Annotated in this window: 21 protein-coding genes, 2 tRNA genes and 1 pseudogene; 15 read left to right on the top strand and 9 right to left on the bottom strand. The window is 46.1% G+C overall.

The features are described 5' to 3' along the window. Positions 1–9: 9 nt before the first annotated feature. From MHM89_RS03125 to MHM89_RS03110, 4 genes are all read right to left on the bottom strand, one after another. Positions 10–3,099, bottom strand: coding sequence for an efflux RND transporter permease subunit (locus MHM89_RS03125; RefSeq protein WP_045978691.1), 3,090 nt, complete (start codon positions 3,097–3,099; stop codon positions 10–12). 3 nt (positions 3,100–3,102) lie between these two features. Further along, entirely contained in the window at positions 3,103–4,233 is a 1,131-nt protein-coding gene (locus MHM89_RS03120) for an efflux RND transporter periplasmic adaptor subunit (protein WP_151172861.1), read from the bottom strand. 230 nt (positions 4,234–4,463) lie between these two features. Beyond that, positions 4,464–5,528 carry a DUF3083 family protein gene (locus MHM89_RS03115; protein WP_239408047.1) on the bottom strand — a complete coding sequence of 355 codons (1,065 nt, stop codon included), beginning with the start codon at positions 5,526–5,528 and terminating at the stop codon, positions 4,464–4,466. An 84-nt stretch (positions 5,529–5,612) separates the two neighbouring features. After that, positions 5,613–6,038: a CBS domain-containing protein gene (locus MHM89_RS03110; protein ID WP_239408046.1), complete on the bottom strand. Its 426-nt coding sequence runs from the start codon at positions 6,036–6,038 to the stop codon at positions 5,613–5,615. 92 nt (positions 6,039–6,130) lie between these two features. On the opposite strand from MHM89_RS03110, the gene MHM89_RS03105 reads away from it, so the two are divergent. From MHM89_RS03105 to MHM89_RS03095, 3 genes are all read left to right on the top strand, one after another. Beyond that, entirely contained in the window at positions 6,131–6,523 is a 393-nt protein-coding gene (locus tag MHM89_RS03105) for a VOC family protein (protein ID WP_045978693.1), read from the top strand. A gap of 85 nt (positions 6,524–6,608) precedes the next feature. Then, on the top strand, positions 6,609–8,285 hold the full coding sequence (glnS, locus tag MHM89_RS03100) for a glutamine--tRNA ligase (protein ID WP_022944012.1): 1,677 nt from the start codon (positions 6,609–6,611) through the stop codon (positions 8,283–8,285). A gap of 93 nt (positions 8,286–8,378) precedes the next feature. Then, a complete protein-coding gene (locus MHM89_RS03095) occupies positions 8,379–8,738 on the top strand; it encodes a VOC family protein (RefSeq protein ID WP_239408045.1) in 360 nt (119 codons plus the stop codon). Here the strand turns inward: MHM89_RS03095 and MHM89_RS03090 are convergent. Further along, on the bottom strand, positions 8,735–9,550 hold the full coding sequence (locus MHM89_RS03090) for an MliC family protein (protein ID WP_239408044.1): 816 nt from the start codon (positions 9,548–9,550) through the stop codon (positions 8,735–8,737). The genes MHM89_RS03095 and MHM89_RS03090 overlap by 4 nt on opposite strands. Positions 9,551–10,122: 572 nt before the next feature. Here MHM89_RS03090 and MHM89_RS03085 point away from each other — a divergent pair. The 12 genes and pseudogenes from MHM89_RS03085 to MHM89_RS03025 all read left to right on the top strand — a co-directional run bounded on the left by MHM89_RS03085 (position 10,123) and on the right by MHM89_RS03025 (position 23,240). Beyond that, entirely contained in the window at positions 10,123–10,605 is a 483-nt protein-coding gene (locus tag MHM89_RS03085) for a hypothetical protein (protein ID WP_239408043.1), read from the top strand. 103 nt (positions 10,606–10,708) lie between these two features. After that, the gene (locus MHM89_RS03080) at positions 10,709–11,383 is read left to right on the top strand and encodes a hypothetical protein (protein ID WP_239408042.1); all 675 of its coding nucleotides are present in this window, start codon (positions 10,709–10,711) and stop codon (positions 11,381–11,383) included. Between the two features lie 50 nt (positions 11,384–11,433). Beyond that, a complete protein-coding gene (locus tag MHM89_RS03075) occupies positions 11,434–13,533 on the top strand; it encodes an AAA family ATPase (RefSeq protein WP_239408041.1) in 2,100 nt (699 codons plus the stop codon). 2 nt (positions 13,534–13,535) lie between these two features. Then, positions 13,536–15,296, top strand: a complete 1,761-nt coding sequence (locus MHM89_RS03070) for an ATP-dependent helicase (RefSeq protein WP_239408040.1) — start codon at positions 13,536–13,538, stop codon at positions 15,294–15,296. A gap of 140 nt (positions 15,297–15,436) precedes the next feature. Next, positions 15,437–16,111, top strand: a complete 675-nt coding sequence (locus MHM89_RS03065; protein ID WP_045978697.1) for an alpha/beta hydrolase — start codon at positions 15,437–15,439, stop codon at positions 16,109–16,111. 588 nt (positions 16,112–16,699) lie between these two features. Further along, positions 16,700–17,011, top strand: coding sequence for a cupin domain-containing protein (locus MHM89_RS03055; RefSeq protein ID WP_045978698.1), 312 nt, complete (start codon positions 16,700–16,702; stop codon positions 17,009–17,011). A 90-nt stretch (positions 17,012–17,101) separates the two neighbouring features. Then, positions 17,102–17,500, top strand: coding sequence for a hypothetical protein (locus MHM89_RS03050; protein WP_239408039.1), 399 nt, complete (start codon positions 17,102–17,104; stop codon positions 17,498–17,500). Between the two features lie 295 nt (positions 17,501–17,795). Further along, on the top strand, positions 17,796–19,604 hold the full coding sequence (locus tag MHM89_RS03045; protein ID WP_239408038.1) for a serine hydrolase domain-containing protein: 1,809 nt from the start codon (positions 17,796–17,798) through the stop codon (positions 19,602–19,604). 113 nt (positions 19,605–19,717) lie between these two features. Beyond that, on the top strand, positions 19,718–19,978 hold the full coding sequence (locus MHM89_RS03040; RefSeq protein WP_239408037.1) for a hypothetical protein: 261 nt from the start codon (positions 19,718–19,720) through the stop codon (positions 19,976–19,978). Between the two features lie 113 nt (positions 19,979–20,091). Next, a pseudogene (locus MHM89_RS03035) lies at positions 20,092–20,499 on the top strand (VOC family protein). A 171-nt stretch (positions 20,500–20,670) separates the two neighbouring features. Continuing rightward, on the top strand, positions 20,671–22,698 hold the full coding sequence (locus MHM89_RS03030) for a methyl-accepting chemotaxis protein (protein WP_239408035.1): 2,028 nt from the start codon (positions 20,671–20,673) through the stop codon (positions 22,696–22,698). Positions 22,699–22,748: 50 nt separating this feature from the next. Continuing rightward, positions 22,749–23,240: an arsinothricin resistance N-acetyltransferase ArsN1 family B gene (locus MHM89_RS03025; protein ID WP_239408034.1), complete on the top strand. Its 492-nt coding sequence runs from the start codon at positions 22,749–22,751 to the stop codon at positions 23,238–23,240. Positions 23,241–23,331: 91 nt separating this feature from the next. Here MHM89_RS03025 and MHM89_RS03020 read toward each other — a convergent pair. The 4 genes from MHM89_RS03020 to MHM89_RS03005 all read right to left on the bottom strand — a co-directional run bounded on the left by MHM89_RS03020 (position 23,332) and on the right by MHM89_RS03005 (position 25,979). Then, positions 23,332–23,408, bottom strand: a tRNA-Val gene (locus MHM89_RS03020). Positions 23,409–23,437: 29 nt separating this feature from the next. Continuing rightward, a tRNA-Val gene (locus tag MHM89_RS03015) sits at positions 23,438–23,514 on the bottom strand. Between the two features lie 115 nt (positions 23,515–23,629). Next, positions 23,630–24,652 carry a DUF3080 family protein gene (locus MHM89_RS03010; protein WP_239408033.1) on the bottom strand — a complete coding sequence of 341 codons (1,023 nt, stop codon included), beginning with the start codon at positions 24,650–24,652 and terminating at the stop codon, positions 23,630–23,632. Then, positions 24,627–25,979 carry an MATE family efflux transporter gene (locus MHM89_RS03005; protein ID WP_239408032.1) on the bottom strand — a complete coding sequence of 451 codons (1,353 nt, stop codon included), beginning with the start codon at positions 25,977–25,979 and terminating at the stop codon, positions 24,627–24,629. The genes MHM89_RS03010 and MHM89_RS03005 overlap by 26 nt, the downstream gene beginning before the upstream one ends. Positions 25,980–25,993 lie beyond the last annotated feature (14 nt).

The raw sequence follows: 25,993 nt of genomic DNA, 5'->3' as shown, positions 1-25,993 counted from the left end.
TGGGTGCAGTTACTTTCGAACAAAGAGCTTTTGCACCACGAGATAAAACACGGGAACTAAAAAGATAGCCAAGAAGGTGGCACTGAGCATGCCGCCAAGAACGCCAATACCAATGGCATTGCGACTGGCTGAGCCGGCACCGGAGCTTATCGCCAATGGCAATACCCCGAGCGAGAACGCCAGTGAGGTCATGATGATGGGCCGTAAACGCAAGCGCACGGCTTCGAGCGTGGCGTTGATCACCGAGCGACCTTGTTGCTGTAAATCTTTGGCAAATTCGACGATGAGAATCGCGTTTTTCGATGCCAAGCCCATGGTGGTCAATAAGCCCACTTGGAAATACACGTCGTTCTGAAGACCGAACAAGAAGGCGGCACTGAGCGCCCCGATGATCCCCAGCGGCACCACCATAATCACCGAAAATGGAATAGCCCAGCTCTCGTATAGGGCGGCTAAACATAAGAACACCACCAAAATCGACAAGGCATAGAGCATCGGCGCCTGGGAGCCAGACATTTTTTCCTGGTAAGAGGTGCCGGTCCATTCAAAGTCAATGCCCGGTGGCAATTGAGCAACCAACTCGGCCATGGTTTGCATCGCCACGCCGGAGCTGTATCCCGGTGCTGGCTGACCTTGAATTTCCATGGCTGAGATGCCGTTGTAACGCTCTAAACGTTGCGGACCATATACCCAGCGGCTGGTGGCAAAGGTATCAAAGGACACCATTTCACCTTCGTTATTGCGCACATACCAATGGCTTAAATCTTCCGGGGTCATGCGGTATTCGGCATCGGCTTGCACATAGACCTTTTTAACACGGCCTCGGTCGGTGAAGTCATTGACGTAGCGTGAGCCCCAGCCAATAGACAACGCTTGGTTTATCTCGCTAATTGAGACTCCTAACGCTTGCGCTTTAAGCTGGTCGATATCCACCTGTAACTGCGCCGCATCTTCCATGCCGTTAGGGCGCACAGCCATCAGCTCGGGGCGCTGCGCCGCCATTCCCAACAGTTGATTACGGGCCTGCAGTAGCGCGTCATGGCCTAAGGCGCCCCTATCTTGCAAGAACAGGTTGAAGCCAGTGGCTTGTCCTAGCTCTTGAATAGGAGGCAAGTTAAAGGCAAAAATTTGCGCCTCTTTAATGGTAGAAAAATACCCCATCGCCCGGCCGATAGTAGCCTGTACGCTTTGGCTGTCGTCGCGCTCACTCCAATCTTTAAGGCGCACAAAGGCAAGGCCGACATTTTGTCCGCGTCCGGCAAAGCTAAAGCCGCTGACGGTGAACACCGAGCGTACTGAGTCTTCGCCGTGATAATAATCGGCGACCTTAGTCATTATCTCTTCGGTACGCTCTTGGCTGGCACCACTTGGCAGCTGCACCATGGTTAAAAAGATACCTTGGTCCTCATCGGGCAAGAATGACGAGGGCAGACGGGCAAACATCAATGCCATCACTGCGATAATCGCGCCATATAACGCCATTGAGCGCACCGGACGCTTAAGCAGGCCACCTACTGCCCCTTGGTAACCATCGTTAGAGCGATCAAAGGTACGGTTAAACCAGCCGAAGAAGCCGCCTTTTTCCAAATGGTCGCCTTTGATGGGTTTCAAAATGGTGGCACACAGTGCCGGCGTGAAAATAATCGCCACCAACACCGATAACGCCATGGCTGAAACGATGGTAATAGAGAACTGCTTATAGATAGCCCCGGTTGCGCCGCCAAAAAAGGCCATCGGCACAAATACGGCGGAGAGTACCAAGCCTATGCCCACCAAGGCGCCGGTGATTTGTCCCATGGACTTGCGCGTTGCTTCCACAGGCCCCAAGCCTTCCTCGCTCATGACCCGTTCAACGTTCTCGACCACAACAATGGCATCATCCACCAATAAGCCGATGGCCAGCACCATACCAAACATGGTGAGGGTGTTTATCGAAAAGCCCATCGCCGACATAATGCCAAAGGTACCAAGCAAGACCACAGGAATTGCTAAGGTCGGAATTAAAGTGGCGCGGAAGTTTTGCAAGAACAAATACATCACCACAAACACTAAAAGCACGGCTTCAAACAGTGTTTGCACCACCGAGCTGATAGAAAGCTCAACGAACGGGGTGGTGTCGTAGGGCACTTCAATCTTGAGCCCTTCTGGGAAATAAGGCTTTAGTTCGTCAAGGCGAGCGCGCACCGCTTCAGCGGTATCGAGGGCATTGGCTCCGGTGGCCAACTCGATGGCGATCCCCGTTGCTTGCATGCCGTTATAGCGCGCCATAACGGAATAGTCTTCACCGCCGAGCTCAACGCGAGCCACATCTTTAAGCTGCACTCGTGAACCATCTTCGTTAACCCGTAATAGGATTTGGCCAAATTCTTCTGGGCTACTGAGGCGGCTTTGTGCGGTGATGGCGGCATTGTATTGCTGCCCGGGTAACGCCGGGGCGCCGCCGAGCTGTCCGGCTGTCACCTGATTATTCTGCACTTTAATGGCAGCGGTAACATCGGTGGGGGTCAGTTGATACTGGTTAAGCTTTTGCGCATCAAGCCAGATACGCATGGCATACTGGCTGCCAAATACGGTGACATTGCCCACCCCAGGGGTGCGGCTAATTGGGTCTTTAACATTAGAAACCACATAGTCGGCGATGTCTTCGCGGTTCATCGAGCCATCTTCGGAGATAAAGCCAATAACCATTAAGAAACTGCCATTAGACTTGGCTACCGAAACCCCTTGCTGCTGCACTTCTTGCGGTAACAGAGGAATTGCCCGTTGCAGTTTGTTTTGCACCTGAACCTGAGCAATATCCGGATCAGTGCCGGTTTCAAAGGTGAGTGTCAGGCTGACATTGCCCACCGAGTCACTTTGTGACGACATATACATGAGGTTGTCCAAGCCGTTCATGGCTTGTTCTATCACCTGAGTAATGGCGTTTTCGGCTGTTTGTGCGGTGGCACCAGGGTAGCTGGCATTAATGCTGACCGCCGGTGGCGCAACCTTAGGGTATTGCTCAACGGGCAGCTGTTTTACCGATAGCAGGCCCGCAAGCATGATCACGATGGCGATCACCCAAGCAAAAATAGGCCGGCCAATGAAAAAATTAGCCATAAATTATGCCCCCGTGTCCTGTTTTGCCACTGTCACTTTGCTACCGGGGCGAACCTTTTGCAGCCCGGCGACGATCACTTGGTCACCCGCTTGTAGCCCGGAATGGACCTGCCAGCTTTGGTTTATCTCTTGACCGAGCTCAACTACGCGAGTTTGCGCCGTGCCTTCTTTGCTGACCACCATTACCGTGGCCTCACCTTTTGGAGTGCGCACAATGGCTTTTTGCGGTACCAATAAGGCGTCATCATCTTGGCCGGTAGCTAACTGCGCTCGCACGAACATGCCTGGCAGTAATTCACCATTGGGGTTGGGGAACACTGCGCGCATGGTGACCATAGACGTTGATGGGTCAACGCTTACCTCGGAGAACTTCAGCTCACCCGAGAGCGCATACCAGTCGTTATTTTCTAATCTCAGTTTAACCTCGGGGTTTTGGCTGAGATTGCCTTGATGCATGGCGCTGCGCAAAGAAGATAGCTTGGAGGCGGCGCGCGTCATATCCACATAAATAGGGTCAAGCTGGCGAATTATCGACAGCGCAGCGCTTTGATTGGCCGTCAGCAACGCCCCTTCGGTAACACTAGAGCGACCAATCTGACCGTCAATGGGGGCGCGGATTTGGGTGTAATCAAGATTAATTTCGGCGCTCAGTACAGCGGCTTTGGCGGCTGCTAAATCCGCCTTTGCTTGTAGCAAGGTGGCTTCGGCATCATCATAGTCTTGCTGGCTGACCGATTTATTACCTAATAAGCCTTTGATACGTTCAGCCTTCATGCCACTGTTGCGAACACTGGCTTGCGCTTTGGCGAGCGCCGCTTTGGCACTGGCAAGTTCAGCTTGGTAGGGCGCGGGATCAATCCGATACAACACATCTCCTTTACTCACCATTTGTCCTTCTTCGAACAGTCGCGCCTGCAAAATACCGCTTACTTGAGGGCGGATCTCAGCTTGACGAAAATCGACCGTGCGGCCAACCAGCTCGGTGCTGAGGTCAATACTTTGTGGCGACAACGTTATGGCCTCGACTTCAACGGCAGTGGGGGCCGTTTGGGCTTGTTGTTGTGGTTGCTCCTGGCAACCACTTAAGCTAAGCGCCGCAAGTACCGTGACTGCGACCAGCGTTTTTACATTCATAACCTACCTTTAGCTGAACAATTTATTAAACCGACTAGAGCAGGAATATACATACATGAATGTATGTAAGCAAGGTAAACTATCTCGTTTACTTTTAAGGTGTTGATATAAAGAGTAAAAAAGTCTTTTTTGCGGAGCGGATAACACGCTAAATTAGGCTGGTAAGGGACTGAGCCAAGCAACAAAAAAGGCCGCTCAACAGCGGCCTTGTTAATGTTTTTATCGTGCAGTTATAGGCTGTAGCTCAGGTGCTGATAAAAGCGGGTGTTGATATCTTGGCGCTCTGGGTTCACCTGTAAGCTATTACACAGCGCCTTGATCACGCTCTCGACTTGATTCATAAAGCGGCCATAGCCCATATCATGATGATCCTCGACGCCCGCAACAATCACAAAGTCAATGCTCTGTACCAAGTTGGCGGCATCAAAGAGTACGTGACTTTGGGTTTCGCCTTTGCCGGGTTCAAAGCTGAGCTTTTCCAGTTCCTCATTGTGAGCGCTGGTGTCGATATCACGGTGGCGAATAAGCGGTGTGCGGCCATTGGCCACCATTGCGCGGCGCGGTAGGCGCTTGGCTTCACAGGCGCTGATAAACGCATCTTCAATATGGCTATAAAAGTTTCCGTAATCCGTGGCGCTGGTATCCAATAGCTGCGTTTTTAACTGCCGTGTGAGCGGCAAAGTAAAACGCGCATAAGTCAGGTCGCGATGGCTGGGTAAGGGGCAGCCACGGGCTTCATAGCGTGGTGCCAGTGCTCTAAGTTTATACCCGTAGCTCTCTTTATGCCCTTTGGCGCGGGCGAACAAATCATAGGTTAGGTGCTGATGGTCACGTACTTTCAACTTATTGGCATCGCCGGGAAGTTGCTCTTGCAGAGCGCTTAGCACCTTGGCAACGCGGCGGTGAAAATCGGCAGAATGAGCACGAATGTCTTCACCTGTAGCAAGGAATAGCAACCGTACTTTGCGTGCTCGGCTTTCGCAGCAGCCATGTAGCTGATGAGCCTCGTGATATCGCGGATTATAAAAGAACAGCTGCTGACGTTGAGTTTCTAGGCAATATGCCTCTTCATGAAAGCGCACAATGGGCAGCTTGTCGTTGACCAGCATGTGCACATTGTAGAGTTCGGCATCGTCACATAACGCGAACAGTTGTCGGGCAACGCGCTGATATGCGCTGCGATAATCGCTAAAGCAGGCGTAAAAATCATCATCCGGTTTAAACTCGGCGAGAATATACTGGTTGGCGCGAGCATTGGTCGGTATATAAACGCGATGTTGATTCTGTGAAGCCATGGTTATTCCTTGTTCCTAGGTTTGTTAAATTCGCCTCAAGTGTAGGGCAGATAAATGTCAGCGATGTTGCGCTAGATTAAACTTTTATGACTTTTTCAACAGCTCAACGCTTAGGCGCACAAAGTCTGAAGAGGTGAGTATGCCGAGCAGTTTTTGCTCCTCAACCACCGGCATACAGCCATGACGGTTATTGAGAAAAAATTCAGCGATATCACTTAAAGCATCACCGGGAGCCACGGTACCAAAATCTTGAAGCATGATATCGCCCACTTGCGTTTGTTTCTCTTTGCGCTCGAGTGCCGGTGCACCAAACACTGAAATAATGCGCATCACTTGGGCAATCATCAGTTTTTGCGTCAGCATGCCAATAAGCTTGCCGTGCTCATCGGTGACGGGAATATGGCGAATATTGTGCTCACGCATTAATGCATGGGCATCATGCAACGAGGCATCAGCGGTTACGGTCAGCGGCGCTGGGGTCATTAGATCTGCAGCAGTATGCAATTGCATCACGGCTCCTTTAGCGTTGTAATGAATGTCTCTGTAGCATAGCTTAGCGAGATGCACAGTGATTAGATCCTAATCAATAAAAGGAGCATTCAATGCAATTACACGGGCTAGACCATGTTGTGCTGCGCACCGATGATGTACCTCGCATGTGCGCATTTTACGAGGAAGTACTTGGCGCTCAGTTAGAGCGCGTATTGGAGCAAGAGGGGTTGTATCAGTTGCGCGCCGGCCAAGCCCTGATTGATATTCTTAGCACTCAGGGCAGCTTAGATAGCAAGCAACCGGTGCAGGTGCGCACCTCGCCACTGGCGCATTTTTGTTTGCAAATCAGCGCTGCGAGCGAACAGGCGGTGATCCGCACCTTAAAAGCCAAAGGCGTAAACCAGTCGTTGCAGTTCGCTGAGCGCTACGGGGCCACTGGTTTTGGTCGTTCTTTATACATTCTTGACCCAGACGGCAACACCGTTGAATTAAAGCTGGTGTGACCTTACTAAAAGCTGTAAGTTAAGCGCAGTATTTGTCATAATGCGTGGGTTATAAGTCACGCAGAATTCAGAGGAAAGTATCCCAATGGCGGAGATTGAGAATCGCCCAACGAACTTTATTCGTAACATCATTGACGCAGATTTAGCCTCAGGCAAACATCAGCAAACGCACACGCGTTTTCCACCCGAGCCAAATGGCTTTTTGCACATTGGCCACGCCAAGTCTATTTGCCTGAATTTTGGCATTGCACAAGACTACAACGGGCTGTGTAATTTGCGTTTTGATGATACCAACCCAGAAAAAGAAGACATCAACTATGTGAACTCAATAAAAGAAGACGTGAACTGGTTGGGTTTTCAGTGGAGCGGTGAGATTCAATACTCTTCTAACTACTTTGACAAGTTGTATCAGTACGCTGTTGAGCTTATTGAAAAAGGCCTCGCTTATGTGTGTTTCTTAACACCCGAGCAAGCTCGCGAGTACCGTGGCACGTTAAAAGAGCCGGGTAAAAACAGCCCTTATCGCGATACACCTGTGGCGGAGAACCTAGCGTTATTCGAAAAAATGAAAAACGGCGAGTTCAAAGAGGGCGAGTGTGTACTGCGAGCCAAAATCGATATGGCCAGTTCCTTTATGGTGCTGCGCGACCCGATTATTTATCGCATTCGTTTTGCCCACCACCACCAAACCGGTGATAAGTGGTGCATTTACCCAATGTATGACTTTACCCATTGTATTAGCGATGCGCTTGAAGGCATTACCCACTCATTGTGTACCTTGGAGTTTCAAGACAACCGCCGTTTATACGACTGGGTGTTAGATAATATCAGCCTAGAGTGCCACCCACAGCAAATCGAGTTTTCACGACTGAACCTCGAGTACACCATTATGAGTAAGCGTAAGCTTAATCAGTTGGTGGTCGATGGTCATGTTGATGGTTGGGACGACCCGCGTATGCCAACGATTGCCGGGCTGCGCCGACGCGGTTACACCCCAGGTTCTATTCGTGAATTCTGTAAGCGCATTGGTGTAACCAAGCAAGATAACCTAGTAGAAATGGGCATGCTTGAAGCCTGTATTCGCGATGATTTAAATGAAAACGCGCCACGTGCCATGGCGGTATTAGACCCGGTACGCGTCGTGATCGAAAATTACCCACAAGAGCAAGTGGAAATGCTCGATGCGCCTAATCATCCGAACAAAGAAGAAATGGGTTCGCGTCAGCTGCCATTTACTCGCGAGGTGTTCATTGAACGCGAAGACTTCCGTGTTGAAGCGAATAAGAAGTTTAAGCGCTTAGTGCTAGGCAAAGAAGTGCGTTTACGTAATGCTTATGTGATTAAAGCAGAGCGCATTGACGAAGACGAGCAAGGCAATATCACCACTATTTATTGCTCTTATGACCCGGAAACATTAGGCAAAAACCCAGCCGATGGCCGCAAGGTTAAAGGGGTTATTCACTGGGTGAGTGCCAGCCATTGTATTGAAGCCGAAGTGCGCCAGTACGACCGCTTATTCAATGTGCCTAACCCAGGTGCGGCAGAGGACATTACCGATGCCCTTAACCCAGAGTCATTAAAAGTGGTTAAAAACGCTAAATTAGAGCCTAGCTTAAGCGAAGCCGCAGCACTGAAAGGCTATCAGTTTGAGCGCACTGGGTATTTCTGCCGTGACGATCACTTTGAACACTTAGTGTTTAACCAAACGGTGGGGCTACGTGATTCTTGGGCCAAGATTGAGCAACAAGACAAAGGCCAGTAGGGCCTTAATGCGTTAATACGCAACCCAGTAGAACCAATAAAAAAGGTGCGCTATGCTTAGCGCACCTTTTTTGTTTTATAGCAGGCGACAAGGATGAAAAATAATCACGAAATGCTGAACTATGTGGAATACCCTGCGCGTGACCTCGAGGCCACAAAAGCATTCTTTACCCAAGTTTTTGCATGGCAATTTACTGACTACGGCCCAGATTACACAGCCTTTAGCGGAGCAGGGCTCGATGGCGGTTTTTATCGTAGCGACTTAAATGCTCAGTTCAGTAAAGGCAGCGCGTTATTGGTTTTTTATTCCAGCGATATTGCGCAAACCCAAGCTAAGATAGAGCAAGCGGGAGGCGAGATCTCCACGGCGTTATTCGATTTCCCCGGCGGGCGACGGTTTCACTTTGTGGAGCCTAGCGGCAATGAGTTTGCGGTGTGGTCGGAGCCTGCTTAGCGTAATGTGCACTGCTGCATGGGCGTGTTGTACTGCCATTGCACAAAGGCACTATCGCCTTTTTGCCAAAAAACCTGATTGCGGCCTTGGTATTTAGCGCCACTGGCGGCAATCACGCGCTGCATCAGCCATTGTTGCTCACCCTCGTGCAGGGCAATAAATTGTGGCGTGGTATCATAAAAATCAACACTCACCTGTTTGCCCTCGCAATCATACTGAAGATGATCCACAGCCGTGGTGAGTTGATACTGCACTTGCAGTGAGGCGTTGCGATGCTGATAGGCATCAATAATGCACTGTTTTACGTTATCTGCTTGCCAACATGCATCACGGCCTTTTATCCAACCACGTTGCATGGCCCGTAACGTGCTTTTATGTTTGTCACTATCGGATTGTGCCAATGCTTTTTCGAAGGTGTTAGCCAATTGCGCATCTAACTCACTCAGCCTTGGCGACTGGCATACTTGGCGGGCGATATCACTGTGTGCTTGCTCACAGCTAAAGCTGGCTGAGGTGTTCGCTTGGCTTGCCACCCATTGGCACCACTTCGGTGTTAATAATGGCGGCTTATCTGCATCGTTATTGATATCTAAACGATGCTCCACACTGTTTGCCCATTCCGTAGTGCCAATATCCGGGCCGTGCCCGCTGCCATCGCTGGTACTGGCTAGCTGCTCAATTGCATTGAGATTAGCTTGGGTACATTGGGTCGGTGTGGGAGTTTCTGCTGGTGGGGATTCACCGCTTGGTGCGGTAGCAACATGACAGGCGGCAAGAGTCAGAACGGCGGTAACAATGGCTAAACGCTTCATAATTAACAATAGCGAGAGTAAAAACGCAATTATAGAAAAGGGGTATTAATAGAGGGTGAATAGCGCCGTATATTGCGACAGCTGCTCCGCTAGGCAGCGCCAGAGATATCAGTATGTTTAACCATTTAAAAGTTTAAAACCCCTTATCTACATTAAGTAAACTTTTTCCGTTCCTAAGCTGTAACGCCCGTTCTTGGCTCAATGCTTACTGACTCTAAAAATAGAAATGAGGGCGTGACAAAACCAAGAAGCTGTATGTAACGGTAAAGATGGCCTTTATCAAAAAAGCAAAAACAAGCCATGTTATGCAAAGTAATATCAGCCGCGACTAAACCAATAGCATTTTTAAGGTATTGAAATAGAGTCATTTATTTATATTTGGCGAGCCAGTCTCGGCACGATTATCTTATTGCGCGTTTTCAACCACGCGCCTTAGTATCGACATAGGAACCTCCAGCTGATAACTTAATGATTTATTAACACTAAATGAACGTTAGCGTGGGTAAGTAGCCAAAGGTTATTTGGTTTAACCCGAAATGCACGCTAGTAAGCTGTTATATTTACGGAGTATTATGCACCTAAACAGTATCACCGAGATTATTAATTCATTTGCTAGTTCTCTAAATGATTCTTTTAAGGAGTTGGAGTTCAATGTAGTAGCGTTCCCAAGGATGAAAGTTTTCAATGAATCATTTAAGCAACATGTTCCATCCGAAACATATAAAGACAAAAGTGGCGTTTACTTTATCTCGAATTTGAAGGGTGAAATTCTATATATCGGAAAGGCAGGAAAAAATAATCTAGCAGCTGAAATATGGGGGAAGTTTGGCGCACCGGTTGTTGGTAACGACGGGGCTCCAATGTTTGTAAAAAGTAAAATGGCCAAATATGCGCCTACAAAAGATTTGTCTGAACTTATAACTAATGGAGCCTTTAACATAAGCGCGATAGTTATAGAGCCTAGAGAAATGGTTTCTTTATTGGAAGTGCTTTTACAAACAATCTGTTTAAGACAAGATGGCTGCCTGCCTGCTTTAAATAAGCAGATAGGATAAATATAACAAGAAACTCAACAAGGACAAAAATAGTTGGTTTTTGCTCCTCCGTCACTTATTTAAACCAACTATCTTTTTCCTGTTAATTGGGCGTTAGGCAATTATGAAAGATATACTTCCAGACTTAGTAATAGATTCACTTCGAGATAGGTATTTAGCCGCTGTTTCAGACGCTGAAAGTACATTCGATATGAACTATGGAGATGAGGACGCATTAACTGGAGCATTTGGTCAAGCCATAGCGGTGCCTAGAAACCAAATATTTTCAACTCCAGAAGGGGTGTATACGGTTGATATCGGATATACAAAACTTAGAGGTCGCGGAAAAAACGCTCCCGAACGCATATATGGGTCTGACGGCATATTCCAAATTAAGGTTTTTGATAGTCGTGGGAATGTCATTCGCTCCAAAGGCCTACCCTTTCAATCCAAGAAAAACTGGAAAGGCACAAACAGTAAGCTTTCTGATCAAGCTAAAGATATGGAGCGCTTTACTCCCGGTGGCATAGTGGTCGACTTTAATAGTTCAGGTTACAAAGCATGTCTGGCAAACGACGTAGTTCTAGCCGGTGGCAACCGTTCGCAACTTACCAAAGAGGGAAAGCTGCAAAGGCTTGGTCAACTGTTGGGTAATGAATTTCTGAATTGTGAAGTCGGGACATTAAACTTGTTCTATGACCCCAAGCAGGAGCTTTACAAAATTGATGGCGGTGATTTCCACATCATCTCAACCAGCATAGAAATGCCTAACAAGGCATTGCAGCGGACGAGCCGCTGAATGCGGCGTTAGTGCTCTTGTGGGAGTCTTAAAAAATTCAAGGATAAGGAATGTATATAAGCTCATTAAGAATACGAAATTTTAGAAATTTCTTAAGCTCAAATTTCGAGTTCAAAAAAGGCGTTAACACTATTCTCGGTGAAAATGGTTCAGGCAAAACCAATGCGCTTTTCGCACTGAGACTCCTTCTTGACGAGTCACTACCCAGAAACATAACAAAGTTACGAGATAGCGACTTCTGTCGTAACCTCGGAGACTGGAAAGGCCACTGGATTGTGATTTCGGTAGATTTTGATGAGCTGTCACCTCATGAAGGCTGCCAGATGCTAAAACATGATGCTGGTCATATGGACGGTAGTGAAAAAGGCACGCTAACCTATTATTTTCGACCCTGCCTAAAAATAAGAAAAGCACTGTTTGAAGCAAATGGTAAAGCAGCTTTAGCCCAGCAAATCATCGATGAAATTAGCATAGAAGATTATGAGCCCGTATTTTCTGGTAGAGCTAACGCAGATTTCCTGCGCGATGATACATATCGAGATTTAGTCGGTGACTTTCAAAACTTTGTGTTTCCAGACCCCGATAACAAAGATTTTAAGGCTTATGGAGTTAAGCTTTCACCAATGCATGAAGAAGTATCTTTTACATTTGTGAAAGCATTGAGAGATGTAGTTTCAGACTTAAAAAACTACAGAAACAGCCCGTTAATAGCTTTATTAAAGGGGCTGGAATCTGAAATACCTGATAAAGATTCCGAAAACATTACCACCCTTGTTTCTGACATAAACAATGCAATTTCTGAGTTGGATGAAATCAAGCAGGTTTCCAGTGGAATTCAAAATACACTGCACAAAACGGTTGGGTATACGTTTTCCCCAATCATCGATATAGAGTCGTCTCTACCAAGTGAGTTAGATAAGCTCCTGCAAAAACTTTCGCTAACTGTTGGTGACAACCATGTAGATGGTTATAGTGGTGACCTTAATGAGCTTAGTCTTGGTGGTGCTAACTTAATTTACGTTGCACTAAAACTACTAGAATATGAGCGAAAACAAGAAGCCGATAAAGCGGCGCAGTTCTTGGTGATAGAAGAGCCAGAAGCTCACATTCATACTCATATTCAAAAAACATTGTTTGAAAACCATGCTATTAATAAGACTCAAGTATTCTTATCGACGCACTCAACTCATATTTCATCTGTGGCTAAGATTTCTGAGATGAACATACTTGGGCTGAATGAAAATCACGTTGATGTTTTTCAACCTTCAAACAATCTAAATCCAACAGAGTGTAGCCGTATTGAAAGATACTTAAACGCCACCCGTTCAACACTTCTTTTTGCTAAAGGAGTAACTTTAGTTGAGGGAGAAGCGGAGCTTATATTAATTCCTGCTTTAATAAAAAAGGTTCTTGGCGTATCACTGGACGAGCTTGGGATTAGCCTAATAAGCATGGATAGTGCTTTTTTTGAGCACATTTCAAACTTGTTTCATCCGGAAAGAATACGAAAGCACTGTGCAATTATTACTGACTTAGATACATCTATCGAACCTCTTCCTGATGACGAGGCTGATGACAACAAGTATCAAAAGTCATGTCGAAATTCTCAAAAATCAGGGTTGCTTAGAAAAGCCAAGCTAGACGAACATACTAAGGATAATGAATTTATTGAGGTGTTTTACGCTAACCATACTTTTGAAGTTGACTTTGTTGGTGCTGACAATTCAATTGAACTCAATGAAGTGCTTCCCTGTATTTATCAAAAGGAAGCTAGTATAGCTAAGTCAAAACGTTTGCTTAAAAAAAGTGCAGTTGAAATCTATGGAAAAGAAATACTGCGCCTCGCCGACAAGGTTGGTAAAGGGTGGTTGTCTTTGCTGACTTCTGAAAAAGTAACTTCTCAAACTTACATCCCCAACTACATACTAGATGCAATTGCATTTTCATGTGGTTACAAGCTTGCTCCTCAAATCCTTTATAAGATGTGTTGCTACAGACTCTCTAACCCTATGCCAATAATGGAAGATACGGATAAACCAATACAATTTTTTACCGACAACTACGAGGATATTAATGCCTGTATTAAAGAGTTTGAAAAACAATGTCCAGACGATGATTTAAGTTATCTGATTGGACTGTTGGATAGATAAATATGAAATTAAGCGTTGAGCAGCATGCCGCTGTATACTGCAACGGAAATGCATATGTTACAGCCTGTCCAGGAAGTGGAAAAACTAGAGCGCTTACAGCTCGTATAGCAAAAGGTGTTGAAGAGTTAAAGCATAAAAACAATAAAGTTCTTGCAGTAACTTTCACAAACAGAGCTGCCGATGAAATAAAAACAAGACTAGAAGAAAATTACACTATTGAAAGTGGCTGCGTTTGGGCAGGGACAATTCATTCATTTGCGCTAGAGTGGATAATAAAGCCTTACGCCTCATACTCTGCAACACTTAATTCTGGTTACTCTATTGCGGATGAATTTGAAACAAGACGAATTCTTAACAAATTAAAAGCTGATAAAGGGTTGAGAATTTTTGATGACGTAAATACAACCTTTAATAGGCAAGGCGTGGTTGAAAATATTAATATCCGAGCAAAAGAAATAGAGCAGGAATACCGTCAAATACTGTCTTCAAGAAAGAAAATTGATTTTGACCAGTCACTCTATTTTGCATTTCAGTTAATGGAAATGCTGCCAGAAATTGCCCAGACTTTAGGCAGTATATTTACTCATATATGTGTTGATGAAATTCAAGATACACAAGATCTACAGTATGCAATTTTATCCAAGATATTTAACGAGTCACTTATAAAGCCTTCTTTGTTTATTGTAGGCGACGAAAATCAAGCAATTTATGGAGGAATTGGAGGAAAATCCCTTTCCTTAGCAGAATTAAACGCAGAATTTATAGGTAGTAATATCAACCACTTTACGTTTAGCGAAAATTACCGCTCTACGCAAAGGTTGGTTGACTACTTTTCTGTTTTTAGAAATGTCCAAGGAGCGCAGTCAAAAGCAGCACATAAAAATGAGCAAGGAACGATAAGCTTTTTTAATCAATCAGTAGACAAAGACCATTTAGCCGAAGCTATATCAGAATTAATCAAAATAGAACTCAATAATGGCACAAATGAAAATGATATATGTGTTATTGCACCCCAGTGGGCGCCGATAAGGTCAATGACAAAGAAGCTCATAACCCTACTACCGCAAGTGAAGTTTGACGCTCCGGCTTTGTCACCATTTCACGGCCAACAAGATAATTTTTGGTTGATAGTTTCCAAACTGTTATTAACAGAACCATCAGGAAGGTTGCTAAGTGCCCGCGTTAGATGGGCCAATGAACTGTTAAATAATCTAATAGAAAATCATCATCATACCCGTGATTTAACCGCTAAAAAACTGCTTAAAGTTATTAACTCCTTTCACAGTAAAACTGTTGTTGGCACAGAATACCTTAAAGAATGTTTTGAGTTTGTTTTGGACGAATTAAACATAGATTTAACGCATGATTTGTTGCTCAAAGAACAGTTTGACTTGTTCTTTGAGAAAGCTACTTCAAATATAGAAAACAACAACGGTCAGTATGAAGACACGGTAGTTGCCCTTAAGAGTTTTTTTAAGGAGTCCACTGGAATAATTGTTAACTCTTGTCATGGAGTAAAGGGAGAAGAGTATAAGACTGTGATTGCATTCGGTTTATTAAATGGTTTTGTCCCCCACTGGAATGACATAATTAATCAACCTGCTCAGGTAGGAAGAAATGCTGAGTCAAAAATGCTTTATGTAATAGCTTCAAGAGCAAAAGAGAGTCTATTCTTATTTGCTGAGCATGGTCGCAGAACTCAAGGTGGAAGCCCTTATGAAACCTCTAACATGCTGAATACATATAATTATCAATATGATTAAAGCCCCCGCCTAGCTATTCTGTAGCCACTCAAGTTTGAATCATATTTCGCTTCCGAGATTAGCACTAACAAGGCGCTGCTGTCGGACAAATTTTCCGCTGCGCTCCAAATTTGCCGCAGAGCGCGGCGTTGCAATATAAGATGAAAATTATTCTGCTTCCTGGGCTTGACGGTACAGGCTATCTTTTTAAAAACTTAATGAAAGAATTACCTTCGACGTTAAGCGTTGAAGTAATTTCTTATTCTTCAATTTCATCTCTATCGTATTATGGGCAAGCTCAAGAAATCGCCACCCTTCACTCCGATGAAGACGTCTTGATAGTTGGGGAGTCATATTCTGGTCGTGTGGCATATGAACTCTGTCATTTACTTGGAGAGCGAGTCAAAGGCTTAGTATTCTTGGCTAGCTTTGTTTCTAAGCCATCCATTTACTCACGCTTAGCTTCTATAGTTCCAATCTCATTTTTGAGGCCTAATTTTATTACAAGGTTATTGGTCTATATTGTCGGCTTTAATATGTCAGGTGGTATTCAGCTTGTAAGCCCTGTTTTCCATTCGCTCGGGCATACTGATAACAAAAAGTTAAAAGAACGCCTGAGGAATATCGCTCGTTTGGATAAGCCTACCAAGAGAATTACTTGTCCTGTGACTTATATAAGCCCAAGCAAGGACCTTTTGATTGCTAGCCGCTCTGTTCATTATTTGGCATCATTGTGCTCCAACTTTACAAAAATAGAGGTTTTAGGTGGGCATTTTATAGCACAGTCAAACCCTGTAGCATGTGCAAAAGCCATCACAAATGCGGCAAACATGTGATAAGTGCATTAAAAACGAACCAAACACTCCAGTTGTCTCGTGTTTTCGCTTTGGTCCAACTTAACACAAGGCAACTTCCGTATTCGGTTTGTTTCATGTGGGTGTAATGTATAGCTCGAAGGTGTCAATTTAAATATCAAATCAACGCATTTTAATAGCCAGATTACTTATAGCGCTGTGCATTCTATCAGGCGGGAGAATAGTTTGTTCTTTGGTAAGTATCTAAAGTGTTATTTCTCTAAGCTATGATCCCCAACAAAAGATTTATGTGTGGGATGTTGTCTTGGCTTGGAGTTTGCTTAGTTTAATAGCGGGTTTAGTCATTGGCCTCTCAACTGAGGAGCCAGCGCTCAATCGAACTGCCACATGGAAAGCTTAAGTTGCAGCTTAAGCCTGGGTCTCACATTACCCTAAACTGGTTTAAAAGAATAAAAATATGGAGTTATTATCCATACAATCTGTTTAAGAGTGATTCGCAACGCGTGGCATTTTTACTATGCGTTGATTTTAGTGGTTAAGGTGGTATGCGGGAGCTTCGGTATTGTGTTGCTCACACCTTAACAGGGCGTTTACGATTAAGGAAATTTCGTGGAAATAATTAGAAGTAAAAAATTTATATCAGATCGTTCGTGGGGAGCTAAAGATATAGCATCAATGAATGGAATCTCTACTAGGCTCCATTGGACAAAAGAGCCATATAAGTGGCATGTGAATGATGGCGAAGAAGTGTTCGTGGTACTCGATGGAAAAGTGGAAATGTTCTTTAAAGAAAATGGAAGCGAGCAATCCAGCATCCTGGAAGCTGGCGATATATTTTTCGCATCCATAGGTACAGAGCATGTTGCTCATCCACTTGGCGAAGCAAGGATTTTGGTAATTGAGAAAGAAGGCAGCGTTTAACAAGTTTGTCATGTTCGCACGCAAAAAGCGCGTGCCAGACCACCTATGCTATCGCTTCGGTGGACGCATACAAAAGCGTTAGGTATCGCAATGAAGTTTGTTATCACTTTAATATCTTTATTTTGTATATCCACAAGTGTTTGGTCTTGTACTTTTCCCATGAGCGGGGAAAAATACAATAAACAAATAGAAATTATCAGCACCAAAGATACAGACGTTTATAAGTTCATTATTCCTTCCGAAATGGAGGGGTTAGATGAGTTAGAAGTTAACCTGGGTTACTCACCTAAAAATGCTGAGGGTTTCAAATTTATGCAAGAATCTCTAAAGCTTGATTTTAAGGTTATTGATGGTAACGCTGTAGGAACTTTTACAGTGGTGCAAAAAGAGAATTCATTACCTTTCTTGCATGTTATGTGGTGGCCCGAAACTGCTGGGTTGTGTGGAGTTGTGGCAAGTAGTGACATTATTGATGTAAGCAATTCCTAACAAGTTGCTGAAATCCGTTTGTAAACTCACATGGTGTTGGCTTCAGGGCTTTACGCGCAACACTGAGCTTATAAATGAGCTTAACAGCCGCTTGTGCTTATAAACTTATCTGAAAAAAGGTATGGTTATAGCGGTGCAATATTGACCTAGGCCAGCCTAAGTTATCAATGCACAGGGCAAGCAGCTCAAGGCATGGACGCGTAAAGCATGACAAACCTCCATTCCCTATGATTATCGTCATGCATTATCTGCGTTTTACTTGCCCGTAAAACCTGAGTTGTATACAGAGAACCCCATGATAAAAACAATCATTTCCTCACTGCTTATTTTATTGTCGTTTAGTAGTGCCTATGGCAATAGCAATGCGCAGCTGGCAACCAAGGTCGAAAAGGCCATCGAACAGGAGCAGCTCGTGGGGATCACTTGGACGGCGGTTGCCGATGAGCATGTGCAAGTAGGCAGTGCAGGCTATGCCAATGTGTCCAGCCAAGAGTTGATGAAGCCCGAGCAAAAAATGCATGTTGGCTCTGTGACCAAGTCGGTTTTTGCTATGGGGGTTTTACACTTAGTGTACCAAGGCGCACTTTCTTTAGACACCAACGTTGAGGCCTTACTAGGTGAATTGCACTTCGATAACCCCTGGTCTCAGCACTCGCCAATTCAGGTTAAACACTTACTCGAACACACCGCTGGATTAGACAACATTCGCATGTGGCAATTATTAAATACCCATGCGTCGCCAGACTCGCCATTGCAACATGCTTTTTCTTCAAGCCAAGGGAATTTACTAACGGCTAGAACCGAGCCAGGAAGCCAATATTCATACTCTAATATGGGCTATACCTTGCTCGCGATGGTGATAGAAGCGGTTACCAAACAGCGCTACGAAGAGTATCTCGATACTAACCTGTTGGCAGCTTTAGGCATGCATAACAGCAGCTTTGAGTTTATTAGTCAGCAGGGGGCATTCGCCGACCCATTACTGGCAATGGGGTATCATGAAAATCATGTTGCTCAACCTGCAGTGGCGAATTACCTTAGGCCTTCGGGTCAGTTCACCACGACCGCGCCAGACATGGCTAAGTTTATCCGCTTTTTGTTGCACGATGGCAGGGTTAACGGTGAGCGACTTATCGCCGCCAAACATATGGCTCGGCTCGCCACACCTTTGCATACCGACGCACAGCGAGCTGGGCTTAACATTGGCCACGGCCTCGCCTTTGCAAGTAGAGACCGTCATCAGGTGTTAGGCATGTGCCACCCCGGTACGACATTTGGTTTTAGAGCCTATATTTGCCTTTTCCCCGAGCAAAAAAAGGGCTTTTTCTATGCCATTAACACCGATAACGAAACATCCGACTATGAAAGGTTTAATAAACTATTTATCAATGAGTTAGATATCAGCAAAGCGACGCCAGTGGCGCCGAAGGGAAACGCCATTGAGCGCTCGGCCTTGCCAGGGGTTTATACGCCGTCGCCAAATAGTATGGCTGAGTTTGAATTTATGGATATGCTTTTTCATTTCATATGGTTAGAGCAAGCAAACGAGCACCTTGTAGTGAAGTCATTGCAAAAGGAAGATAAGCAACTGCTTGCTATCGAAGGGGGATTATTTCGAGATACAACCCGGACACAAGGCTCGCACGTTTTCTATGCTAATAAGCAAGGGCAGTGGTTTATCAATGACGGACGCAAAACCTATCGCAAAGTGTCCGGCGTGGCATTGGCACTGTATTGGTTAAGCATGCTTGCTGGCCTAAGCGGGCTGATTTATATCTTTATTGTCGGCTTGATAAGGTTGGTTAAGCGCAATAACCAGGGATTAGGCGCGATCAAATGGGGGTTTATCAATCTGGGGCTATTTGCTTTGCAGATATGCCTCTATATGAACCAGTCGTTCCTGGAGTTTGGTGATATCAATGCAGCCAGTATCAGTTTGGCGGTGTTATCTGGGCTATTGCCCCTAACCCTTGTCTTCTGCTTGTGGGCAGCGCGTAAAGAGCAGCAATGTAAACGCCTTGATGTCGCATCACTGGTACTGGCTTTACAATGGTGCGTTGTGCTTGTTGCTTGGGGGCTGCTGCCCATTATGTTTTGGCAGTAAGTTGTGGCGCAGTACATGGTTGGTCGCCCTCTGGTTAGGGGGAAGCCGGTCACTTTACGAGGTGCTGGGCCGTTATTTGCCGTGCTTGCGGCGGCAATTTTGCGAGGAACAACATGATTCGCAGAAAACGTCCATTTCGCATGGGCTTATGTGCACTTATATTAGCCACTGCTAGCCTGGTGCTAGGGTTAATAAATAGCCTTGAGGGTGGCAGTCGCGGCTATGAGAACTATGATTTACTCTATTGCTTAGGCATGGGGTTGCTGCTGTTTGTTGGCCTAAGCCTGGTGAGCTACAGTGTTTCTCGCAACAACACCTTGGCTAAGTTAGGGCGATTGGTTTTTCTCACCTACTTGCGCAGTAAAGGAAAATAAAGTGCTTGGCTTAATTCAGCGGTGTTGTGCTCGTCAGTGGGCTGGCCGTTACGCAACAAGGTTTAGGCTTGCAAATAAGGCGTCCAGTATCATCGGATAGAACGGAGGCAGAGATGAAATCCATTTTAACTTCACTGATGTTCGTTGGCGATCAGGCGGGCAAGTGCGAGGAGGCGATTAAGTTCTATACGTCGTTGTTCTGCGATGCTGAGATCATCGATATTCAGTATTACACCGCCGACGAGCATGAACCCGAGGGGAGTGTGAAAAGGGCGAAGTTTCATATCAATGGCACAGAGTTTATGGCCCTCGACAGCCATCTTAACCACTCATTTAGTTTTACCCCATCCATCTCGTTGTACTTAGAGTGCCAATCATTGAGCGAAATAGAGAGCACCTTTCGCACCTTAGCCGAGGGCGGCACAGAGCTAATGCCTTTGGATAACTAGGCCTTTAGCCATAGGTTTGGTTGGCTCAATGACAGGTATGGTGTGTCGTGGCAGCTTAATTTATCACAGTAGGTGTACAATCCTAGCCTTGGCAAAGGCAGGGGGCTAAACGGTGCGGCGGTAGCACTATTAAGGTTGGTTAAATATTGTGCGGTTATTCACTTTTTGGTCATGATAACGTAGTCAAGGGCGTAAGGATGTGTTTTTATAGCAGCTTAGCTTAACAAAATAATAATTATTCTTATGTTAAACAACCTCTCCTTACGACAGAAGATTTTATTGCTGATCGGTGGCACCTTGAGCGTTTTAATGGTTGCCGTGGCCGTGTTCTTCATTAACCATATCGCGTCTTTATCTCGAAATAGTGTTGAGCGCGAAGTACAAAATTACTTAGATGCTGAGCGTTTGTCGATGCAGTCGTTTTTTGCGCAATACGGCAAGGTAGTTGAAACCTATGTGACCAGCCCGCATATGGTTGATTTTTTCGATAACTACCGTGAGCGCGGTGTGGCGTTATCCTCTTTACCTGATTATCCACTACTGAACGATAATTTTATCCGTATTAGCGGCCGCGACAGTAATATTTTGTCTGCGTTTTTTGCCTCGGCTCACACCGGTGAATACTTCAAAGAAAATGAGCGTACCTCAGCGTATGGCGATGGGCGCCCTTACTATGCGTATAAGCGGCCCTGGTGGCAAGATGCGCTGAATAAAGGCCAACTTTATGTTGGCGCTATCTCTGTCGACATCAACACGGGAGACGCATCCGCTGTGGTGCAGCAGCCAGTTTACAATGACGCCAAAGAGCTGGTCGGTGTAGGTGGGGTTGATTTACAAATTAATGCCATTAAAGACATTGTCGAGGACATTACTTTCCAAGGGGAGGGCTTTGGCTTTTTACTCGACAGTGATTTAAATGTGGTGCATTTATCGCAGCGTACAGGGCATTCATTATCGATAACAGATACCGGTGAAGGTAAAGATAACTTGAGTGCTCTTGAGCAACAATTCAAGCAAACTCAAGGGTTTGATACGCTTAATAGCGCGATAGCCAACAACGACAGTGGCATTGTTAAAGTCACCCTTAAAGGCCAAGAGTTTTATGCTTTATTCAATAGCCTAAAGCTCGATAAGCCGGTGATCGATTGGCACTTAGGAGTGCTTATTCCAGTGAGCTTAATTGAAGAGCCCGTTAATGATGCGGTGATGTCGGCGTCCATCGCCGTGGTGGTGATTCTTGCCATTATTGTAGCGATGATTTTCTGGGTGACTCATTTAGTTGCCAAGCCTATCACCACCTTAACCCATATTATGCGTGATATTGCCTCCGGTGAGGGCGACTTAACGCGGCGTATTGATATCTCGAGTAAAGATGAGGTGGGCCAGCTTGCCCATCACATGAACACCTTTATCGATAAGCTGCGGGCGATGATGCTGAACACTGCTGCGCAGGCAGAGCAATTAAGTGCCGCCGCCAGCCAGTTGCAACAAGTCTCTGGGCAAACCAACAGTGAAATTCAAAAAGAGAAGCAACAAGTCGACAGTGTCAGCGCGGCGGTGACCGAAATGGCCACTACAGTCAATGAAATCTCACGGAACGCCAATCAAACCAATGATGCCGCTGCATCGGTGCAACAGGTTAGTGAGCAAGGGCGTTCGCAATCAAATCAGTCGCAGCAGGTGATGCATGAGCTAGCTGAACATATTGGTGAGGCCGCGCAAGTGGTCACTGGTCTGGCGCAGGAAACCAATAATATTGGCGCGGTGATCGATGTGATTAACGGCATTGCCGAACAAACTAATCTGCTGGCACTCAATGCTGCAATTGAAGCCGCACGAGCTGGCGAGCAAGGTCGCGGTTTCGCCGTGGTGGCGGATGAGGTGCGATCGCTTGCAAGTCGCACGCAAGAGTCGACCGACGATATTCGCACTATGATTGATAAACTGCAAAGCATTGCTGATAAAGCCTCAAATATGATGGCGCAGGGCCAAGAGCGGGCGCAAGGTTCGGTGACACAAACCCAAGCCGTGTTGCAATCGCTAGAGCAAATAGGGGAGTCGGTGGCGCATGTGCTTGATCAGAGTCACCAAATAGCGACCAGCACTGAAGAGCAAAGTATTGTTGCTGAGGATATCAACACCAGTTTGAGTGCTATTAACGACCTTGTTAATAATACCGCGCACCATGCCGACACCTTAGCGAATGAGGCGAAAGACTTAAACGCCTTAGCGAGCTCTTTAAATGCCACAGTGAATCAGTTTAAGCTGTAAGCCTACTTTTATGGGAGCCTTCGGGCTCCATTACTTCTTTCGAGGTACTTTTGTTACGACACGCCACGCCTGAAGATGCTAAGGCCATCGCCGAGCTATATAACTATTATATTCGCCACACCACCTTTACTTTTGAAGAGTCGCTTGTTGATACCCAGCTTATGAGTCAGCGGATCGCAAGCATTAAAGCGGTGGACTTACCCTGGCTGGTATATGTACAAGACGGTGAACTCAAAGGGTACGCTTATGCGAGTAAATGGAAAGAGCGCAGCGCTTATCGTTTTGCTGTTGAGACGAGCGTGTATGTGGCGCATCAGCATCAGGGCCAAGGAATAGGGCGCCAGCTCTATAGCGCACTGCTCGAGACACTCACCGCGCAGGGGGTGCATACCGCTATCGGTGGCATTACGTTGCCTAACCCCCCGAGTATGGCTTTGCATCAGGCGTTAGGCATGCATAAGGTCGCGCATTTTGAAAAAGTAGGGTACAAATTTGAGCAATGGCTGGACGTTGGCTATTGGCAAATTCACCTACAGGCATAAGCTCTATTCGAGTTACTGTGTATAGGCACTGGAATATACAATATCAGAAATAAATTTTTCTGAATTTATTAATAAAGGCTGGAAAATAAATTGGTACGACCGAGTGGATTCGAACCACCGACCCCTACCATGTCAAGGTAGTGCTCTAACCAACTGAGCTACGGTCGTACAGAATACGAGATGTATTTTTTGAGAATTGGTACGACCGAGTGGATTCGAACCACCGACCCCTACCATGTCAAGGTAGTGCTCTAACCAACTGAGCTACGGTCGTACAATTTTTGTTATCAAGGCAAAACGTTACGGCGTTGACAACGCGGTGTAATATATAGCGAGAAACGAAGCTAATCAAGCAACTTTCAAGGAATTATTGTTTGTTTGCTGTTATTTTACTCACCTGGTGTTAAATCGCAGTGTTTGTAAAACGCTTGCCACCAGGTTACATGGCGGCGGCTCGATGTTTTAAGCTCTGCAAGCAAGCTCGGCTCGCCATGAGTGCCTAGCAACTGTGCCTTGATGTGGCTGTCGTCTGGCTGAAATTGCAGTATGCGGGTAAAAATGGGCTGTACTTGCTGTAACCTGCCGGCGAGGTGGCTTTGAAAGCCCTGCAGTTGGCCAATGTAGAACTTGTTAAAGATATTATGGACTATCATGCTATTACGGTTGTTTTTATGGGCAGCGCAAATATCCCCAGGTAACTTGATGCGCTCAAGCTCAGCGCTCAGGGCATTGTTTAGGGCAATTTGCTCGCGCGTTGCGCGCAGTAACTTGGCTGTGTAATCACTGCGGTTTAGCTGCTCGAGCGCCTGCGTCAGTTGCGCGGTGTCAATATCTTCAACATTGTGCTGGGCAAGGTTATCGGCAATATTGGCAAGTTGGGTCAGCGCACTTTGGCTATTTACGCGACCCGCTTGCTCGTCAAAATCAAGCGCGTTGCGCGAAAAGGTAAAGAGGTGTTTAAGCTCTTTTTCTTGGGCCAGCAAGTTATTAAAAGCTTGACTCAGAGTGCGTGTTTTAAATTGTTTTTCCTGCTCAAGAGCAGCGATAAGCGATGGACTTAATGTCTCGCTATCGGGGTGATTTAGGCAGGCGTCCACTTGTTGTAAAAAACGCAGGTGATACTTAAAGCGTTCACTGGCCGTAGCAACTTTACCTAGTTGATTGTTACGCCCGGCAATGTCAGTGGCAAGCTGACAATGGCCCAGTTGACCAAGCTCCAAAATGCCCATGCGCACGCCGCTGTCCAGAGGCTGTGCGTTAAACTCGGGCCAGCGTTCAACGGCTAGGGTATGTGCTTCATTAATAGGTAAAAATTTAGCGAGCCGCGCACGATATTCTTCGTGGACCTGCTCGGGCCCCTCGGCGCAGCCAGCGAGCACAACCAAACTAAAAATTAAAAGGAGCCTGAGCAAGTCGCCTCCTGAGAGTCCAAATAAGCAGTACCGCAGCGCAAGATAAGCCGACAATGATCCCTAACCAGAACCCTTGCGGTCCCATCGCTGGCACTATGTAATCAGTACGACCTAGTACGTAGCCTAGAGCAAAGCCGATCAGCCAGTAAGAGATGAAGGTAATATATGAAATTGGACTGGTATGCTTGATCCCTCTGAGCATGCCGCTGCTAACCACTTGCAGTGCATCCGGTAGTTGATAAAAACAGGCGAGCACCATAATGCTTGCGGCAAGTGCTATTACCTCGGGGTTATCACTGTATATGGCGCTGATATCAAAACGCAGCAGGTAAGTGATTAAGGCTACTAATGCCGCGATGGCGATAGACAACACAAAACTTGTACTCATGCAGCGTTTAAGTGCAACAAAGTCCTGCTGTCCGTATAGATTGCCAAAGCGAATGGCCACCGCCATAGATAAGCTCATCGGCAGCATAAACAACAAGGTAGTGACCGAAGCGGCGACCTGATGACCGGCGACGGCGATAGCCCCCAGCGAGGCAATAAATAAAGGAATACAAGCAAATAACGTCACCTCGAAAAAGGTCGCTAATGACAGCGGCACGCCGAGTTTAAACATCGCCCAAATAGCTCTGCCGTCAGGCTTGGCAAAATGACGAAACAAACCTGGTCCATCGATGCGTTTACTTATTAAACTATAAATAAACTGAGCACTGCCCATGGCCGCAAAGACGAGGGCCGTAGCGACGCCACATCCAGCACCTCCGAGCGCAGGTGCGCCGAAGTGGCCGTGTATAAATATATAATTGGCGGGAATATTCACCAGCAAACCGATAATTGAAATATAAAATGCAGGCGCGGTGTAGGCCTTCCCCTCAGCCACGTTGCGAAACAGCGAGTAAACAAAGAACCCAGGCAGGCCCCATTGGATATAGTCGATATAATCTTGAGCCAGTACTTTTACGCTGGCTTGAGTATCGAGTTGTGCAATGAGCACCGGAGCCAATTGCGCAATCGCGACGCCGGCTAAACAGAGCAGCACGGCTAAGTAACAGCCTTGCTGAAAATGGTTACGAATTGCCGGCTCGTCATTTGCCCCAAAGCTATGAGCAACTAACGAAGTGAGTGCCAATAAGACGCCTAATAGTGCCAGTACCATGGGGTTCCATAATCCGGTCGCAATTGAAAGAGCGGCTAGGTCAACGGCACTTACTTGGCCAGCCATAATGGTGTCGACGACCGACATTAATACCAACGTAACTTGTGCAAAAAACACCGGTGCGGCCAAACGCAATAAACGCCCAGCCTCCCACGTACAAAACTTCATAAGAGAGAAAACAT

The sequence above is a fragment of the Pseudoalteromonas sp. CNC9-20 genome, assembly GCF_022347875.1.
Taxonomy (GTDB): Bacteria; Pseudomonadota; Gammaproteobacteria; order Enterobacterales; family Alteromonadaceae; genus Pseudoalteromonas; species Pseudoalteromonas ruthenica.
Note: the sequence above shows the minus strand (reverse complement) of the source record. Positions and strands in the feature narration are given on the sequence as shown.